At 72.3% G+C, this 13,956-nt stretch carries 13 protein-coding genes; 3 read left to right on the forward strand and 10 right to left on the reverse strand.

Features of this window, described 5'->3' with window-relative positions:
- Window positions 1–97 precede the first annotated feature (97 nt).
- Window positions 98–646 (reverse strand): dihydrofolate reductase family protein, encoded by a 549-nt coding sequence (locus HP445_RS05265; protein ID WP_128780782.1) that lies wholly within the window; start codon window positions 644–646, stop codon window positions 98–100.
- 21 nt (window positions 647–667) lie between these two features.
- Window positions 668–1,156, reverse strand: coding sequence for a hypothetical protein (locus HP445_RS05270; RefSeq protein ID WP_128780783.1), 489 nt, complete (start codon window positions 1,154–1,156; stop codon window positions 668–670).
- An 82-nt stretch (window positions 1,157–1,238) separates the two neighbouring features.
- Between HP445_RS05270 and HP445_RS05275 the strand changes: the two genes are divergently transcribed.
- On the forward strand, window positions 1,239–2,012 hold the full coding sequence (locus HP445_RS05275) for an alpha/beta fold hydrolase (protein ID WP_128780784.1): 774 nt from the start codon (window positions 1,239–1,241) through the stop codon (window positions 2,010–2,012).
- Complete coding sequence (locus HP445_RS05280; RefSeq protein ID WP_254699450.1) at window positions 2,009–2,773, forward strand: esterase/lipase family protein; 765 nt, start codon at window positions 2,009–2,011, stop codon at window positions 2,771–2,773. The genes HP445_RS05275 and HP445_RS05280 overlap by 4 nt, the downstream gene beginning before the upstream one ends.
- An 87-nt stretch (window positions 2,774–2,860) precedes the next feature.
- On the opposite strand, the gene HP445_RS05285 is transcribed toward HP445_RS05280, so the two are convergent.
- Genes HP445_RS05285 through HP445_RS05300 form a run of 4 tightly spaced genes read right to left on the reverse strand, consistent with a single transcriptional unit; the run spans window position 2,861 to window position 6,643 of the window.
- Window positions 2,861–3,874: a LacI family DNA-binding transcriptional regulator gene (locus HP445_RS05285; protein WP_111047276.1), complete on the reverse strand. Its 1,014-nt coding sequence runs from the start codon at window positions 3,872–3,874 to the stop codon at window positions 2,861–2,863.
- 27 nt (window positions 3,875–3,901) lie between these two features.
- Window positions 3,902–4,930 carry a Gfo/Idh/MocA family protein gene (locus tag HP445_RS05290; RefSeq protein WP_128780785.1) on the reverse strand — a complete coding sequence of 343 codons (1,029 nt, stop codon included), beginning with the start codon at window positions 4,928–4,930 and terminating at the stop codon, window positions 3,902–3,904.
- A complete protein-coding gene (locus HP445_RS05295) occupies window positions 4,927–5,949 on the reverse strand; it encodes a Gfo/Idh/MocA family protein (RefSeq protein ID WP_128780786.1) in 1,023 nt (340 codons plus the stop codon). The genes HP445_RS05290 and HP445_RS05295 overlap by 4 nt, the downstream gene beginning before the upstream one ends.
- A 40-nt stretch (window positions 5,950–5,989) precedes the next feature.
- Window positions 5,990–6,643: a CatA-like O-acetyltransferase gene (locus HP445_RS05300; RefSeq protein ID WP_128780787.1), complete on the reverse strand. Its 654-nt coding sequence runs from the start codon at window positions 6,641–6,643 to the stop codon at window positions 5,990–5,992.
- A 41-nt stretch (window positions 6,644–6,684) separates the two neighbouring features.
- Between HP445_RS05300 and HP445_RS05305 the strand changes: the two genes are divergently transcribed.
- Window positions 6,685–7,242, forward strand: a complete 558-nt coding sequence (locus HP445_RS05305; protein ID WP_128780788.1) for a YbaK/EbsC family protein — start codon at window positions 6,685–6,687, stop codon at window positions 7,240–7,242.
- Here the strand turns inward: HP445_RS05305 and HP445_RS05310 are convergent.
- The 4 genes from HP445_RS05310 to HP445_RS05325 form a co-directional block, all read right to left on the reverse strand.
- Complete coding sequence (locus HP445_RS05310; protein WP_164941194.1) at window positions 7,223–7,591, reverse strand: VOC family protein; 369 nt, start codon at window positions 7,589–7,591, stop codon at window positions 7,223–7,225. The genes HP445_RS05305 and HP445_RS05310 overlap by 20 nt on opposite strands.
- 19 nt (window positions 7,592–7,610) lie before the next feature.
- Window positions 7,611–11,462 carry an ATP-dependent RNA helicase HrpA gene (gene hrpA / locus HP445_RS05315; RefSeq protein ID WP_128780790.1) on the reverse strand — a complete coding sequence of 1,284 codons (3,852 nt, stop codon included), beginning with the start codon at window positions 11,460–11,462 and terminating at the stop codon, window positions 7,611–7,613.
- 39 nt (window positions 11,463–11,501) lie between these two features.
- On the reverse strand, window positions 11,502–13,334 hold the full coding sequence (locus tag HP445_RS05320; protein WP_128780791.1) for a thioredoxin domain-containing protein: 1,833 nt from the start codon (window positions 13,332–13,334) through the stop codon (window positions 11,502–11,504).
- 91 nt (window positions 13,335–13,425) lie between these two features.
- Window positions 13,426–13,956 (reverse strand): AAA family ATPase, encoded by a 531-nt coding sequence (locus HP445_RS05325; protein WP_128780792.1) that lies wholly within the window; start codon window positions 13,954–13,956, stop codon window positions 13,426–13,428.

The raw sequence follows: 13,956 nt of genomic DNA on the forward strand, positions 1-13,956 counted from the left end.
TCCGGTGTTCCTCGGGTGCGGATGGTCACCCACGAGGGTACGCGCGGTTTGCCGGGGTGCATGACGGGCAGAGGCCGGGAGGCCCGTGGTGCGTCCGTCAGGCGTCGAACCGCCCGTAGGTGTTCAGCATGTTCCCCTTGCTCGTCACGGTGCTGTCGACCAGACGCAGGCGCGTGGGCGGGTCGGTCGGTTCGAACAGTCGCCGGCCACGGCCGGCGATCGCCGGGTGGATCATGAGCTGCAGTTCGTCGAGGACCCCGGCGAACAGCAGGCTGCGGACGAGCGTGACACTGCCGCACACGGCGATGTCCGCCCCCTCGCGCTGCTGCAGGTCGCGCACGAACGCGGGGACGTCGCCCGGGATCCGCGTGCTGTTCTGCCAGGTCAGGTCGTCGCCGAGCGTGGTGGAGGCCACGTGCTTCTCGATCGGGTTGATCCACTGCCCGAAGGGGTCGTCCGGGTGGGCGGGCCACCACTCGGACCACTCGAAGTAGCTGTTCCGGCCGAGCAGCACCGTGTCGGTGCGGGCCATGAAGGCACCCATCCCGGCGCCGAGCTCGTCGTCGAAGCTGTCGTACTGGAACTCGTAGGGGTCCTGCACGACGCCGTCGACCGACGTGAACAGACCGGCAGTGGTCTTCCGCATGGGACGGATCGTACGCGCCCGTCAGCTCCCGGTGCCGTCGGTGCTGCCGGAGCCGTACCCGGGGGCCTGGCCGGTGCCGTTGCCCGGGAACCGGTTCGTGCCGGGGACCTGCGTCGTCGACTGCGTCCGGTCCGCACCGATCGCGTGGCCGATGGCGAACCCGACGCCTCCGCCGACGAGCAGTGCGGCGAGCCCGACGATCGCGGCGAGGAGCGGCCAGAACCACGGGGGCTTCGGGCCGGTGCTGCGGCGGTCGGTCGGGCTCGCGGCGCCGGCTGCGGCTCCGTACCTGGGGGTGGCGCCGTTCGGGGCGGTGGCGTCCCAGGCGCCCGGGTTCCTGGCGCCGGCGTCCGCGCGGTACGGCTGCTGCTGCTGTTTCGGCGCGGGGGCGTCGAGCGTGGAGGTCGACGTCGGGGTCGGGGCGGCGCCCCAGCCGGTCGGAGCCGTTGCCCGGTTCGCCCGGTCGGAGCCGTCCGGTCCGTGGCCGTTGGTGGGAGTGGTGTCGCTCATGCCAGGAGTGCACACGGCCCGGCTATGTGCGGCCGATGACGAGGCTGACCCGGTGCTGCGAACCGCCGCGTAGCCTCGGCTCGTGCGCGCTGCTGTGGAGACCGTCCGGATCGACGGGTTGCCCGTGCGCCTGCACACCATGGCGGCGCGAGAGCCGGTCCGCGACGACACCGACCCCACCGTCGTGTTCGTCCACGGCATCGGGATGTCCCACCGGTCCTTCGCCCGGTCGCAGCGCGCCGTCGCCGCCGAGCACCGCACGATCAGCGTCGACCTGCCGGGGTTCGGCTGGCTGCCCGCGGCCGGTCGGCGGCTGCCCATCGAGGAGCTCGGCGACGTGGTCGTGCGGGCGGTCCGCCACCTGGTCGACGGCGACCTGGTGCTCGTCGGGCAGTCGATGGGTGCCCAGGTCGTGGTCGAGTCCGCCCGGCGCCACCCGGAGACCGTCGCGGCGATCGTGCTCGTCGGTCCGGTGATCAACGCGGAACGGCGGTCGCTCCCGCTGCAGGCACTCGACCTGGGCCGCGACGGGTTCGTCGAGGGGGTCCGGATGAACGGCGTCCTGGTCACCGACTACCTGCGGAGCATGCGGCAGTACACGCGTGAGCTCGGGCCGATGCTCCGCTACCCGACCGAGCAGACGATCACCGAGGTGACGCAGCCCGTCCTCGTCGTCCGCGGCGCCCAGGACCCGATCGCGCGGCACGACTGGTCGGCTCGGGTCGCGGCCGCTGCGCCGAACGGCACCTTCGTGGAACTGGCCGGCCCGCACCACGTGCAGGAACGGCAGCCGGACGCCTTCGCACGCCTCCTCGAGACGTTCCGCAGCGCCGAGCGCCTGGAGGGGCTGCGATGACCCGGCCGACCACGTCGGGGACGGAGGCGGCGCGGACGGCGCGATCCGGGCCTCCAGGCCGTGTCCCGCTGGTGCGACGCGCGTGGTGGGCCGCACTCGACTGGGGGTACGCCGCCAGGTGGCAGGTCAGGAGCCTCGGGCCGACCACCGCGGACGACTACCGGACCGGCGCCGGGCAGCCCGTCGTCGTGGTCCCCGGCGTCTACGAGACCTGGCACTTCATGCGGCCGCTGATGGACGCACTGCACGACCGGGGACACCCGGTGCACGTGCTGCCGGTCCTGCGGCACAACCTGCGACCCGTGCCGGACTCGGCGCGCGAGGTGATCGCGACCCTGGAGGAACAGGACCTGCGGAACGTGCTCGTGCTCGCGCACAGCAAGGGCGGGCTCATCGGCAAGTACGCGATGACGCAGCTCGACCAGCACGAGCGGATCGACCGGATGGTCGCGGTGTCGACGCCCTTCGCGGGCTCGGTCTACGCGCGGCTCGCGCCGGTGCCGCACCTGCGGGCGTTCCGGGCGGCCGACCCGGTGCTGGCGGGGCTGGCGCGGGAACTCGACGCGAACGCGCGGATCACCTCGGTGTACGGGGTGTTCGACACGCTCATCCCCGAGGGGAGCGAGCTCCAGGGGGCGACGAACGTGCGGCTGCCGGTGGGTGGGCACTTCCGGATCCTCGGTGATGCGCGGACGCGGTCGGCGGTGCTGGCAGCGGCGGACCCGGGCGGGGGCGGCGGCTCTGGCGGTCTTTCGCGCTGACCGACACTTCGTGGGCGCGCGGCCGCGTGAGGTGTCGGCCAGCGCGAAACGGCGCGGCGGCGGCAGCGAAGCGGCGCGGCAGCAGCGTCAGCGCGGGCGGTCGCCGACGCTCGCGCGCTCGACGATCCGGTGCGGCACGACGACGGTCTCCGGCGCTGCCGCGCGGTCCGCGATCCGTCGGGTCAGCAGGTCGAGCGCCGCCGTCGCGAAGGCCCGACGGTCGAACGACACCGTGCTGAGCGACGGGATCGCGTACGCGGCCGCGTCGACGTCGTCGAACCCGATGACGCTGACCTGCTCGGGCACGCGGACGCCGCGGGCGGCGAGGACGTGCAGCACCCCGAACGCGATCGAGTCGGTGAAGGCGAAGACGGCGTCGGGCAACGGGTGCTCGTCGAGCCAGGCCGCGAAGGTCGTCGCCGCGGAACTCGTGGTCCACGACGGCAGCGGGACTCGGAGCGACGGGTCGGGCGTGATGCCGGCGGCGGCGAGCGCGGCGGTGTAGCCGCGTTCGCGGAGCTCGCTCGTCGCCGTCGCGGCGCCATCGGGTGACGCCCCGACGATCGCGATGCGCCGGTGCCCGTGGGCGATGAGGTGCTCGGTGACCTGCTCGGCGGCCGCGCGGCTGTCCACGTGCACCTGGTCGACGTGCTCGGGCTCGACCTCGCCGATGACGACGGTCGGCGGCAGCCCCTCGGTCGAGGCCAGGACGCTCGCGCTGAGCGACACCGGGTTGAGGATGAGCCCGTCCACCAGGTGTGCCCGGGCACGGGAGACCAGTTCGCGTTCGCGGGCCGGGTCGTTGCCGGTCTGCTCGAGCTGCACGACCCAGCCGCGTTCGCGGGCGAGTTCCACGAAGGACTGCGCGAGTTCGGCGGAGTAGGCGCTGCCCATCTCCGGCAGCGTCAACGCGATGGCTCCGGAGCGGCCGTTGCGGAGCCCGCGGGCGGACAGGTTCGGCACGTAGTCGAGCTCGGCGACCGCCCGCTCGACGCGTTCGCGGGTCTCCGGGCGCACGACCACGCCGCCGTTGACGACGTTGGAGACGGTCTTCGGGGACACCCCGGCGAGGGCGGCCACGTCCCGCACGGTTGCGCGCATCGGGACGAGCGTAGCGCGGGGCGGTGCTCAGTCCGCGACCTGCACCGGCACCGTCCTGCCCGTCCGCACCGACTCCTGCGCCGCCAGCACGATCGACAGCGTCCGGAGTCCGACCCCGACGTCCGGCTGCGGCTGCTCCCCGGACCGCACCGCCGCCAGGAACGTCCGGAGCATCGGCAGGTCGTGGTCGGGTCCGTACCGGAGCTCGATCGGCCGGCCCCCGACCGCCTCGAGCCCGCGAGCAGCCGCCCCGAAGAAGTCCACCGACACCGTGCCACCGGTCCCCGCGACGTCGAGCGTCAGCCCGCCCCACACCGGCGACGTGTCCGGTCGGCTCCACGAGCAGTCGATCGCCGCGATCGTGCCGTCGTCGTACGTGATGGTCACCAGGCCCGCGGTCTCGGCGTTCGCGCGGTCTGCGTGCAGCACCCGGTTGGCGACGGCGGTGACCGACACCGGCGCCGCTCCGGTCAGCCCGTCGATCAGGTCGGCGACGTGCACGACGTGGTCGACGAGGGCGCCACCTCCGCTCAGCCGGACGTCGGTGAACCAGTCCCGGGCGAGCGGCAGCATGCCGTTGTTCGCGCCCCGCACCGAGAACACCGTGCCGAGTGCGCCGGAGTCCCGCGTCGCGCGCAGCCGGTCGAACGCCGAGGCGAAGCGCACCGGGAACGCCATCAGGAGCAGCACCCCGGCGCGGTCCACCGCCTCGCGGATGGCGAGGCCGTCCTGCCACGAGGTCGCGAGCGGCTTCTCGCAGAGCACGTGTGCCCCCGCTGCCGCCGCGAGCTCGACGAACTCGCGGTGCCGCGCGTTCTCGCTCGTGACGATCACGGCGTCCGGGCCCCAGGCGAGCAGCTCGTCGACGGAGTCCGCGTACCCGGCGCCGAGCGCGCGTGCCAGTTCGGCTCCGCGCAGATCGCCGAGTTCCGTCCCCGTCGAGGTGCCGTCCGGATCCGTGCCGCGCACCTCGACATCCGGCATCGCCGCCAGGGCACCGAGGTAGCTGATGGCGTGCGTGTGGGCGAAGGAGAGCACCCCGACCCGGAGCGTCACCGCGCGACCTCGACCGGCTGGCCGGACTCGATCGAGGCGATCGCCGCGTTCGCGATCCGCACCGCGGCGACGCCGTCGTCCACGCTGACCCGGGGCGGTGCACCACCGTCGAACGCGGCGAGGAAGTCGGCGAGCTCCAGCGCGTACGGATCGTCCGCCGGGTCGACCGTCGGCAGGAAACCGTCCACGGAAGCCGGTGCCGCCAGGTCGGTCCGGGTGTCCTCCTCGGCCCGGGACGAGTGCGACAAACTGCCGAGCGTCCCCGTCACCGAGTACTCCGTCGTGAAGGCGAGGTGCTGCGGCCCCCACAGCCCGGCGACGTGGCTGATCGCGCCCGACTCGTGCGTGAGCAGGACGTGCGCCGCCTCGACCGGCTCCGCCTCGGAACCCGCGCGGACGCTCACCGCCGACACCCGGGTCACCTCGCCCGCCACCCAGCGTGCGATGTCCAGGTCGTGGATCATCTGGTCCATCACGATCCCGCCCGACAGGGCTCGGTCACCGAACCAGGGGACGTGGGTGGGGAAGGCGCCGGACCGCGAGAACCGCAACACCGCCAGGTCGCCCAGGAGGCCCGTGGTCGCGGCCTCCTGCAGGCGCGCGTACGCGGGGAACCAGCGCACCACCTGGGCCGGGTAGAGCTGCACGCCTGCGTCCGCAGCGCGGGCCGCCAGGTCCGCCGCGTCCGCGTCGGTCCGGGCCAGGGGCTTCTCGGAGACGACGTCCTTGCCGGCCGCGATCGCCGCACGGACCACCTCGGCGTGGGCGTGCGTCGGGACCACCACGTCGACGACGTCGACCACGGCGAGGAGCTCATCGAGGCTGTCGGCGACGGTGATCGTGCTGCCCTCGGCCCGGGCGGTGTCGGTGAAGGCGGCGACGAGTTCGTGGGCGCCCTCGCGAGCGTGCACCACCACGTCGCCCAGGCGGAGCAGCCCGGGCAGGTGGGCGACGGAGATGCCGCCCGCGCCGACGAGCCCGATGCGTTTGCGGGCGAGGGACTCCGACTGCGACGTCATGGGGTCAGCGTAGGAGATGCGGTGGGACGGCGGGGCAAGGTCAGCCGAGCCAGCCAGGGGCGGCGAAGAGCTCCTCGAGCTCGCGCAGCAGCCGGGTCGTGTGGAAGCCGTCGGCAGCCGCGTGGTTGACCTGCAGCGCCAGCGGTAGCAGCGTCCGGTCACCGGCGGTCCGGTACCCGCCGAGCGTGATGATCGGCAGCAGGTGGTCCCAGCCGTCGCGCACCTGCAACGAGAAGCCGGTGAACGATGCTCCCGGCAGGGTCGAGACGTCGAACACGTTGCTGGGCCGGTCGTCCTGCGGGAACATCCGGGTGTCGTCGCGGTACTCCGTCATCGTCGACACCGCAGCGTCGTGGAAGGTGCCGAAGTCGTCGTCGTACGGCACGACGAGGGCGGAGAACGTCTCGGTGTCCGCGTGGAACACGGTGAACATCGGGTGGACACGGTCCCACACGGCGGGGGAGCCGTCGTCCAGCCGCTGCATCCGGAACTCGTCGTGCCGGTTCACCACGGTCGCGATCGCCCAGAGCTGCGACGCGTAGGTCCGACGGCCGGTCGCTCGGACGCGCTCGACGAAGGCGGTGACGTCGAGTTCGACGGTCACCTCGTACGCGCACGGCACCCGGTGCCGGTAGTGCTCGAAGTGCTCCCGGCGGGGCCACTGGTCGACGTCGATCGCCCGGAGTTCGGTCATGGCTCCACCCTCGTGCGGGATCGCTTCCCTACGGTGGAGCCATGCCGACGCTCGAACGTGTTCCCGCCCTGGTCGCCACCGGATTCCTCGCGATCCCCGTCGCCGAAGCCCTCGTCGCGCTGCCGACCGAGGTCGTCATGAAGATCGAGGGCGCCCCGATCGACGCCGACCTCGCCGACACCGCCGCGTTCTCGGAGGCGTACGGCTACCCGTTGGCCGGCGGCGCCAACTGCATCGTCGTCGCGGGCAAGCGCGGCGACGAGGTCCGCTACGCCGCCTGCGTCGTTCTCGCATCGACCAAGCTCGACGTCAACCGCGTCGTGAAGCAGCTGCTCGACGTCCGCAAGGCGAGCTTCGCCCCGATGGACGAAGCGGTCGAGCTGACCGGCATGGAGTACGGCGGCATCACCCCCATCGGACTGCCGTCGTCGTGGCCGCTCTACATCGACGCGCGCGTGCTCGACGCTCCCGAGGTCGTCATCGGCGCCGGGCGCCGCGCCGCGAAGCTGTTCCTGCCCGGCGCAACACTCACCGCACTGCCGAACGTCACCGTGGTCGAGGGCCTGGCGACCGAACCGGTCAGTCCGACGGCCGGATGAGGCAGAACGGGTGCCCCGCGGGATCGAGGTAGACGCGGAACGTCTCCGTGCCCGACCCCGTGGCCGTCGCACCGATCGCGAGCACCGCGGCCTCGCCGTCGTCGAGGTCGTCGACCTTCACGTCGAAGTGGCTCTGCTGCGGGACCGTCTGCCCCGGCCAGTCCGGCGCCCGGTAGTCGTCGACCTGCTGGAACGCCAGGATCGGACGGTGGTCGGTGAACGGGAGGGCGAGCTCCGCCCAATCCTCGTCGAAGCCGACGATCTCCCCGCCGAGCAGCTCGGCGTAGAAGCGGGCGAGGGCGCGGGTGTCCGGGCAGTCCAGGACGACGACGTCGAGTGTGCCGATCATGGCCGACACGGTAGACCCATCAGCGTGCGGCGGTCAGGGCCTTCGTGATCCGCTGCAACGAGACGGTCTCGGCGGTCCCGAGTTCCTGCGCGAACAGGCTGAGCCGGAACTCCTCGAGCATCCACCGAGCGTGCACGAGCTCCGGGTGCGCCCCGACCGCGGGTGGGAAGGTGCCGCCCGCATCGGTGTAGCGGTCGGTCGCCACGGTGACCTCGCGCATCCAGGTCGCGTCGCGTCCGGGGTTCTGCAGCAGCTTCTGCACGCGCGCCTCGATGCCCTGCAGGTACACGCGGATGCGTCGCAGCCGGTCGAGCCCCGCGACGGAGACGAACCCGGGGAACACCAGGCGCTCCATCTGCTGCCGCATGTCGCTGAGGGCGGCGAGCAGCGACATCGAGTTCGCCTGCTTGAGTGCCCGTTCGGCGGAGCGCTGCGCGGCCAGGACCGCCGCGACCTCGGACACGGCGGTGAACATCGTGTCGACGACGGTGGCTGACACCGCATCGCGGACCGAATCGAACTCGGCCTTCGTGAAGACCAGGCCGTCCGGATGGGCCCGACGGATGCCGGCGTCGACCACGGCGGCCAGGACGTCGTCGAACAGCGCGGCGGTCGACGGGTAGGGGCTGGCGGCGAGCGCGAGCTTCTCCTGCGCGGTCAGGTGCGACTGGATGTACGACACGGGCGACGGCACCGCGTGCATCACCAGACGGCGGACCCCGGCAGGCATCCGGACGCCGCGGTCGGACGGGGTGGCGAGCAACTGCACGCCGACGGTCGCCTTCGGACCGGTGCCTTCCTCCACCAGGGACGGGTACGCGCGGATGACGCCGCCGGCCTGCTTGGTGTCGAGGGTCTGCGGGAGGTCCTGGTCGGGCCAGGCCGTGAGTCCGGACTGTTCCAGCGGACGACCGGCACCGGCGGACGCGACGCGAGCCGCGCCTCCTGTCCGTCCCGCGCCCTTCGCCGTGGCGGAGGCGACGCTCTGCTGGGTCCGGTCCTTCAGTTTGGTCTGCAGGGCCGACAGGTCCTTGCCGGTCTCGACCCGGCGACCACGCTCGTCGACCACGGCCCACGTCGGCAGCAGGTGCGCGGGGACGCGGGACAGGTCGAAGTCGGACTCGGAGACCGGCACGTAGGTCATGCGCTGGATCGCCTTGGCGAGGGTGGCGCGGAACGACTCCGTCGGCTCGGTCGGGGCGTCGTCGGGCAGCTCGGCGACGATCTTCTCGGCCCAGTCGGCAGCGGGCACGACGTTCTTGCGGATCTGCTTCGGCAGCGACTTGATGAGCGCGGTGACGAGTTCCTTGCGGAGGCCGCGCACCTGCCAGTCGAAGCCCTCTTCACGCATCCGCGGCAGGAGCGCGAGGGGGACCTGCACGCTGACCCCGTCGTCCTGTGCGCCGGGCTCGAAGCGGTACTGGATGGCGAGACGCTGGTCGCCGCTCCGCCACTGAGTCGGGTACTCGACGTCGTCCTCGGCGGCCTCGGCCGCTGATTCGTCCAGCAGGTCGGACCGGCGCATCGTGAGCAGGTCCGGCTGCTCGCGGCGAGTGGTCCGCCACCACCCCTCGAAGTCGCGGGTCGTGGCGACGTCGGCCGGGATTCGGGCGTCGTAGAACTCGTAGACGTTCTCGTCGTCGAGCAGGATGTCCCGGCGGCGGGTGCGTTCCTCGAGCTGCTCGAGTTCCTTGCGGAGCTTCCGGTTGGCGCGGTCGAAGGCCTGCTGCGATTCCCACTCGCCCTCGACCAGGGCGTGCCGGATGAAGAGCTCGCGGGAGTGTTCCGGGTCGATCCGCGAGTACTGCACGCGTCGGCGCTGCACGATCGGGACACCGAACAGGGTCACCCGCTCGTAGGCGACGACCGCGCCCTGCTTCTTCTCCCAGTGCGGCTCGCCGTAGGTGCGCTTGAGCAGGTCACCGGCGAGTGGCTCCACCCAGGCGGGGTCGATCCGGCCGACGGTCCGGGCGAACAGCCGGCTGGTCTCGACGAGCTCGGCGGCCATCACGGCGTCGGGCTGCTTCTTCGCGAGCACGCTGCCCGGGAACACCACGAACCGGGTGTTCCGTGAGCCGAGGTAGTCGCGCTTCTCGCGGTCCCGCAGCCCGATCTGGCTGAGGAGTCCGGCGAGCAGTGCGCGGTGCACGGCGTCACCGTCGTCGGAGCGGGACTGCCCGACTCGGACGTCGACCTGCTTCGCGGCACGGGAGAGCTGCCGGTACAGGTCCTGCCACTCGCGGATGCGCAGGTAGTTCAGGAACTCGGCCTTGCACAGTCGGCGGAACGCGCTCGACGAGAGTTCCTCCTGCTGGTCCTCGATGTGGTTCCAGAGGTTCAGCAGGGTCAGGAAGTCGCTCGTCGGGTCGGCGAAGCGGGCGTGCAGCTGGTCGGCGTGCGCACGCTTCTCGAGGGGGCGCTCGCGGGGGTCCTGGATGCTCAGGGCGCTGACGATCGCGATGACCTCGCGTCCGACGCCCTGCCGTCCGGCCTCGAGCACCATCCGACCGAGCCGGGGATCGATCGGCAGCCGGGTCAGCTGTCGCCCGGACTTCGTGATGCGGCCGTCCTGGTCGACGGCACGGAGCTCGCGGAGCAGGTCGAGGCCGTCCTTCACGCCCCGGCTGTCCGGCGGCTGCAGGAACGGGAACGACTCGATGTCCCCGAAGCCGAGCGAGATCATCTGCAGGATCACCGCGGCGAGGTTCGTGCGGAGGATCTCGGGGTCGGTGTACTCGGGGCGTCGGCCGAAGTCGTCCTCGGAGTAGAGCCGGATCGCGATGCCGGCACTGGTGCGGCCCGCTCGACCGGAGCGCTGGCTGGCGCTGGCCTGCGAGATCGCCTCGATCGGCAGGCGCTGCACCTTGGCCCGCGGGGAGTACCGCGAGATGCGCGCCGTCCCGGTGTCGATCACGTACTTGATGCCGGGCACGGTCAGTGAGGTCTCGGCGACGTTCGTGGCGAGGACGACACGACGGCGGATGCCCGGGGTGTGCCGGCGCTCGAAGACCCGGTGCTGGTCGGCCGCGGACAGTCGGCCGTACAGCGGCAGGACCTCGGTGCCCGGATAGCGCTTGCCCTCGATCGCGTCCTGCGCGTCGCGGATCTCGTTCTCGCCGGACAGGAACACGAGCACGTCGCCCGGGTCCTCCTGCGCCAGCTCGTCGAGCGCGTCGGTGATGCCCTGCAGGGTGTCGCGGTCGTCGGCTGCGTTGCCGCTGTCACCGGTGCGGGAGTCCGACTCGTCGTCGGCGTCGTCGTCCTGGTCTTCGGCGACGAGGGGGCGGTACCGGATCTCGACCGGGTAGGTGCGGCCGGACACCTCGATGATGGGCGCGTCGTCGAAGTGCTTCGAGAACGACTCCGGATCGATCGTCGCACTCGTGATGATGAGCTTCAGGTCGGGGCGACGGGGGAGCAGCCGCTTCAGGTAACCCAGCAGGAAGTCGATCGTCAGGGACCGCTCGTGCGCCTCGTCGATGATGATCGTGTCGTACCGCTTGAGATCGCGATCGAAGTGGATCTCGTTCAGCAGGATGCCGTCGGTCATCAGCTTCACGCGGGTCTCGGAGCTGACCTTGTCGGTGAACCGGACCTGGTAGCCGACGAGCCCGCCGAGCTCCCCGCCGCCCAGTTCTTCCGCCACGCGCTCGGCGATGGTCCGCGCCGCGATCCGGCGGGGCTGGGTGTGCCCGATGTGCTCACGACCGAGCTCGAGGCATATCTTCGGCAGCTGCGTGGTCTTGCCCGAGCCGGTGGCCCCGGCGACGATGACCACCTGGTTGTCACGGATGGCAGCCGCGATGTCGTCCCGCCGCTGCGAGACCGGCAGTTCGGGCGGGTACGTGATGACGGGCAGCGGAGAAGACATGAGCATTGCAGGATACAGGCGCGCCGGGCGGCTGGTGCGTCAGGCGATCTGCTGGGCCAGGGCGTTCGCCGACCGGGACGGCAGTTCGCACACCCGGTCGTGGCAGACGTACGCGGCAGGGTCGAGCACGTCGCGACCCTCGAACAACGAGAACCCCGCCTCGGCCCAGTTGCGTGCCTGCTCCGGCGTCGTGGTGGCGACGACTGTGCCGGGGCGCCGAGCACGGTGTGCCACGGCTCGCATCGGGTCGTCGGTGCCGCTCGTGACGACGACGATCTCGCGCGACGGCCGTTGCAGGGCGAGGGCGACACCGAGGGCATCCGCGTGACCGAGGGGTCGCTCCGTCCCGGTGCGGGCGCGGTCGGCGACGAGTCGTGCCGCGGCGACCCGCAGTGCCCCGTCACCCGTCAGCGCCCCGAGCGTCGCGGCGGCCGACGCCAGCGCCACGGTGCCGGACCGCATCGCGGTCTGCGGCTGTTCGCCCGTGGCCGTGCCCGCGGCGGCGAGCACCGGGTCGACGTCGAAGCGTTCGGCCAGGCCGTCGTCGACCAGCGAGCGTGCGACGGTCGCGTAGGACACCTCGCCCGTCACCAGGGCCAGTTCGAGCAGCCCTTCGGCGAGCAGCCCGACGTCCTCGACGGTGGCCGGAGCAGAGGACGCCCCGCGCGGTGTGCTGGACCGCACCGTCACGTGGCCGTCCCGCACGTGGGCGGCGAGGACCGCGTCGGCCGCGCCCCGCGATAGCGCGACGAGTTCCGGGTCGCCGTGCCGTGCGCCGGCGATCGCGAGCCCCCGGATCGCCAGGCCGTTCCAGCCCGTGAGCACCTGGTCGTCCAGCGGTGGCGGGTCGAGCTGGGCGCGCTCGGCGATCGGCCGGCGGTACCACTCGCCCTCGACCCGACGGCCGTCGATGGTCGACTCGCTGTCCTGCGCGGCGACGAAGGCCCCGTCGGTACGGCGCAGGGTGTCCCGGAGGAAGTCGGCGATGCCGCGGGCCTGCTCGGCACCCGCGACCGCGAGCAGCCCCGCGTTGTCGTAGAGCATCCGTTCGTAGTGCGGCACGCTCCAGTCGCGCTTGGTTGCGTACCGGAAGACGCCGCCGTCGGCGTCGGTCAGCTCGGACGCGCGGATCGCGTGCAACGACCGGTCGAGCAGCCCGTCGGCCTCGGCGTCGCCGTCGGCCGCCGCGCCGGCGAGGAACTCGAGCAACGGTGTGCTCGGGAACTTCGGCGCGCCGCCGAAACCGCCGTAGGTGGTGTCCTCTGCCTGGGACAGCTGGTCCGTGACGGCCCGGATGGCATCGACGGACGGGAGGCCCGGGTCGGCTCCGGCACCGCCCTCGCCCGAGCGAGCGGTCGCGTCCGCCATGGCACCCTGCCGGATCGCCGTCGCGATGGCCGACGCGTTCGCGTCGACCTCGTGCCGACGCTCGGTCCAGGCGTCGAGCACCGCGGCCAGGATCTGCCGGAACGCCGGGACCTGCCCGACGGGAGTGGGCGGGAAGTACGTCCCCGCGAAGAAGACGTGGCCGTCGGGCGTCAGGAACGTCGTCAGTGGCCAGCCGAGCTGCTGCGTGAACGCACTCGCCGAGGCCATCAGGCTCGCGTCGACGTCCGGCCGTTCTTCGCGGTCGACCTTCACCGACACGAAGTCCCGCCGGAGCAGTTCGCCGATCTCCGGGTCGGCGAAGCTCTCACGCGCCATGACGTGGCACCAGTGGCACGTGGCGTACCCGACGGACACCAGCACCGGGACCCCGCGCTCGCGCGCTTCGGCGAACGCCTCGGGACCCCACTCGCGCCAGTCGACGGGGTTGTCGGCGTGCAGACGCAGGTAGGGGCTGACCGAGGTGCCGAGGCGGTTGTCGTTCATGGCTCCAGCGTGCCCGCCCCCGACTGGGCGGACCACCGCCCGGGGACATCTGTGGACGGAACGCCCACTCTGCACAGGCCGTGCGGGGAGATCAGCGCTCGAGCCACCCCGTGATCGACGCGAGCCGTGCGGCCACCTGGGCGGGGCTCTGGCCGTCGGTGTCCACCCGGGTGACCGTGTCCGCGGTGGCCGAGTCGAGCCTCCCGGCCGTCCGCGTGCTGTGCGCGAGCTGCGCCTGCGGGACCGCGCCACCCGCTCGTCGTGCGAGCCGGTCGGCGGTCGCGCCGTCGGATGCGCGGAGCAGGACGACGCGCACCAGCGGATCGTCGCCCATCGCCGCAGCGAGGCGCTCGTGCTCGAGCACGGACACGGTGTTCGTGTAGACGAGCCGGTGGTGCCCGATCGCCCGGTAGCCGGCCCAGATCGTGGCCAGGTTCCGCTCGGCCAGGCGCGCCTCGGGGTGTTCGACGTGCGGTGCCGGGTGCGCGAGGTCGAGCAGGTCGCCCTCGATCACCGCGTGCCGGACGTCCGCCGCGACGAGCAGGTCGTGCAGCGCCTCGGCGGCCGTGGACTTGCCCACGCCGGAACGTCCGCCGATGAACAGGACCTCGGACCGGGGCAC

Origin of the sequence: Curtobacterium flaccumfaciens (assembly GCF_013359815.1) — a bacterium.
Classification (GTDB): Bacteria; Actinomycetota; Actinomycetes; order Actinomycetales; family Microbacteriaceae; genus Curtobacterium; species Curtobacterium flaccumfaciens.